This window comes from uncultured Algibacter sp. (genome assembly GCF_947495925.1).
In the GTDB taxonomy this organism is placed as follows: domain Bacteria; phylum Bacteroidota; class Bacteroidia; order Flavobacteriales; family Flavobacteriaceae; genus Algibacter_E.
In genome coordinates this window covers 1-2,853 of the sequence record NZ_CANMAU010000021.1, presented here as the reverse complement: position 1 = coordinate 2,853, position 2,853 = coordinate 1, and the positions used below count along the sequence as shown (strand labels likewise).

Annotated in this window: 4 protein-coding genes; all 4 read left to right on the top strand. The window is 30.4% G+C overall.

Translation table 11 applies throughout. The features are described from left to right. Nucleotides 1–94 precede the first annotated feature (94 nt). The 4 genes from Q0857_RS16800 to Q0857_RS16790 all read left to right on the top strand — a co-directional run bounded on the left by Q0857_RS16800 (nt 95) and on the right by Q0857_RS16790 (nt 2,757). Nucleotides 95–718: a hypothetical protein gene (locus Q0857_RS16800; protein ID WP_298538047.1), complete on the top strand. Its 624-nt coding sequence runs from the start codon at nt 95–97 to the stop codon at nt 716–718. Between the two features lie 170 nt (nt 719–888). After that, nucleotides 889–1,344, top strand: coding sequence for a cbb3-type cytochrome c oxidase subunit I (locus tag Q0857_RS16980; protein WP_367278102.1), 456 nt, complete (start codon nt 889–891; stop codon nt 1,342–1,344). Further along, nucleotides 1,344–1,739 (top strand): hypothetical protein, encoded by a 396-nt coding sequence (locus tag Q0857_RS16795; RefSeq protein WP_298538045.1) that lies wholly within the window; start codon nt 1,344–1,346, stop codon nt 1,737–1,739. The genes Q0857_RS16980 and Q0857_RS16795 overlap by 1 nt, the downstream gene beginning before the upstream one ends. A 244-nt stretch (nt 1,740–1,983) precedes the next feature. Continuing rightward, nucleotides 1,984–2,757, top strand: coding sequence for a DUF6090 family protein (locus Q0857_RS16790; protein WP_298538043.1), 774 nt, complete (start codon nt 1,984–1,986; stop codon nt 2,755–2,757). Nucleotides 2,758–2,853: the final 96 nt, after the last annotated feature.

Genomic DNA, 2,853 nt, shown 5'->3' with positions numbered 1-2,853 from the left:
CGGATTTCCCTCTGGTTCGCTCCATTTTTATTAAGTTAGTTGCTTAATCACACAACTATCCTTACACAAACACGTTAAGCACAAGTTGAAAAAAATGACTCGATATTTAAAATACTTACTAATACTGACAGTATTTTGGTCTTGTAATCAAACTATTGGCAAAAAAGAAAGAACAGGACAACCGACTCAGACACAATCTGAATCGACAAAAGATAAACTTTCAAATGTCTCGCCTTTCGATTATCAAGAATTTAAAATTAAAAAAGGGCAACTTGGAGAAATTAAAATTGGGATGACCATTTCAGAAGCTGAACTAAAATTCAATGGATTAAAAAAAGAAGTCGGACAAGCGACAAGTTTTGGTTATGGAGGAGGAAGTCCTGCTTATTTATACTATGACAAAGAAAATGTCGCATTCGTATTATTACCAGCACTTAACACAGATGCTATCTTGTTTATCATAGCTAGTTCACCAAAGTTGATTGCAACTAATGGACTTAATCCAAATTCGACGGCAAAGAATATATCAGAAAAGTATCCTAATATAAAAGTTAATCAAGATTTAATGAACGGATGGGAATACATTTCTGATACGACAAATAACTGGGACTTCGTGTTTATGACTGACGAAAAAACGGTTGGAGAATATCCTGAATTGGAAGTTCCATCTGGCTTGAAAAATATAGAAATTAAAGCGGATTGGATAGTAATAAAGTAGAAAACCAGTGCCTAACACCGGCTATAGTTCATTGCTTTTGACTTTCCTCACGGAAAGTCCTCGCAAATTTGCTATCTTCGGTTTACGGCGGAAAATCCTTGCGGATTTTCACGCAACGAAACCATAGCCTAACCGTTGTAAGCAAGCTGAGCCAAAACATCATCTATCACATGAATTTTTTGAAGAATAAGCCTTATATAATCTTCTGGATAATAGGCATTATAATTTTTATTCCATTTTTTAAACATATTAGTTTTGATTCAACAATAGATATTAATGTGCATGACACATATTTTGTAGTTGCTCACTATCATTTAGGAATGATATTCTTGATATTTTTCGTGCTAATTGGATTGATATATTGGGTTTTAAACATATTTAAAAGAAAAAAAGTTAACTGGCTCACTATTTGTCACATAATTTTAACCATCATGTCTACTTTTCTATTGTTTTATTCCGACTATCTTTTTGGATCAAGTACATTCCAATCCAATAATAAATACCCATATTTTGACGGTTTATTAAATTCTAACTTGATAAAAACTTTAGCCTTCTTAATGTTTGGTATTGGACAAATCTTATTCTTTTTTAATATTTTGATAGGAATTCTTAAGACGGATAAATAATGAAACACAAATACAAAATACTTTTATTAGGCTTCTTTGCAGTGATTTTAGTTGATTCAATCGGTTCTGTTGCTTCAAAAGTTTTAAATTTTGATTATGGAAACCTTACCCCATTATCAATGATTATATATACAGCAATAGGTTTTTTTTCAGCTAAACATGGAGGATTGAAAAGTTCATTGATTTTTTCTGGATTGGTTGGCTTTTTTGATTCAACCATTGGCTGGAAAATTTCTTTACTTTTAAATGCAAACACAGGGGAAGTTCAAAATCTTGAGATAACACCTTTAATTTGGTTGATTACATCACTTTTCATGATTTTATATTCTGCATTCTTTGGCTTAATAGGATATGGTATTACTAGGTTTTTAAATATAAAAACAAGAAATATGTAGATCTAAATCAGTAATAAAAAGCCTGCTTACAACACTGTATAAAAAACATAGGGAGGGTTAAAATTGTTCGAAAAGTTTGGGCTAATCCGTTATGTCGCCAAATATAAAATTTGGTGTTTCAATATTGAAGATAAACACAAAACATTATATTTGGCTTAGTTATAAACGTAAAGTTAGAGCATACCCTCTTCCCTACGTTTCTTATACTCACCGTTGTGCTTCATTATAACCAACAACTAACCAAATGATAAAATTCTTTAGAAAAATCAGACAAAATTTACTTTCAGAAGGTAAAACTTTGAAGTATCTGAAATATGCTATCGGAGAAATAATTCTGGTAGTTATAGGGATTTTGATTGCTTTGGGAATTAACAATTGGAATAGTAATAGAATAAATAACGTAAAACAGAAGGATTATTTAATTGCTATTAAGAGTGATCTAGAAAAACAAATTCCAATAATTAAGCCGTTAATAAATAGGTGTGATTCTATTTCAAATCTTGGAATCAATATCCTTAATGACTATAATGTCAGTCAAAATTTCTCATTAATTGATAGCCTAGATAAAAAATTAACTTTATTTTTTTATGCAGAAAAGTTTCCAAGTATCTCTTCCACCTTTGATGAATTAAAAAGCACAGGACAGATAAACATAATCAAGAATAAATCTATACGTTCAAAAATCATTTCATACTATCAAAACGCAAGAGATAGCCATGAAGCTATGAATTTTATAACATCCGATATTGTATATGCTCACATATATCCAACTTTAAAATCCTCCATAATAAACCTACCGGAAAATTTGGGTATAACAACAGATATAAAACAAGTTCCTAGTAAATTAAAATCTTTAATTAAAGAAAGAAGGACTGATTCACATAGTGAGATCGAATTATTTAATACAATCAATATGCGAATTAAAGCTGCTTTAGTTAACCGAAGTATCCTATTAAAAAGTGTTGATGAAGCAGAACAATTATTAAATGCAATAAATAACGAATTAAAACATAATTAAAATAACGAAAGCACAACAACGTGTATAATTAATGGCTAGTTCGAGCTTGCTTACGAAAATCCTCGCGGATTTTCTATTCGGTTTGTATTTGCTAAA

What these genes read in the sequence shown, in the direction of transcription:
- Q0857_RS16800 (WP_298538047.1), top strand. Translation starts at nt 95, where the DNA reads ATGACTCGATATTTAAAATACTTACTAATACTGACAGTATTTTGGTCT.
- Q0857_RS16980 (WP_367278102.1), top strand. Translation starts at nt 889, where the DNA reads ATGAATTTTTTGAAGAATAAGCCTTATATAATCTTCTGGATAATAGGC.
- Q0857_RS16795 (WP_298538045.1), top strand. Translation starts at nt 1,344, where the DNA reads ATGAAACACAAATACAAAATACTTTTATTAGGCTTCTTTGCAGTGATT.
- Q0857_RS16790 (WP_298538043.1), top strand. Translation starts at nt 1,984, where the DNA reads ATGATAAAATTCTTTAGAAAAATCAGACAAAATTTACTTTCAGAAGGT.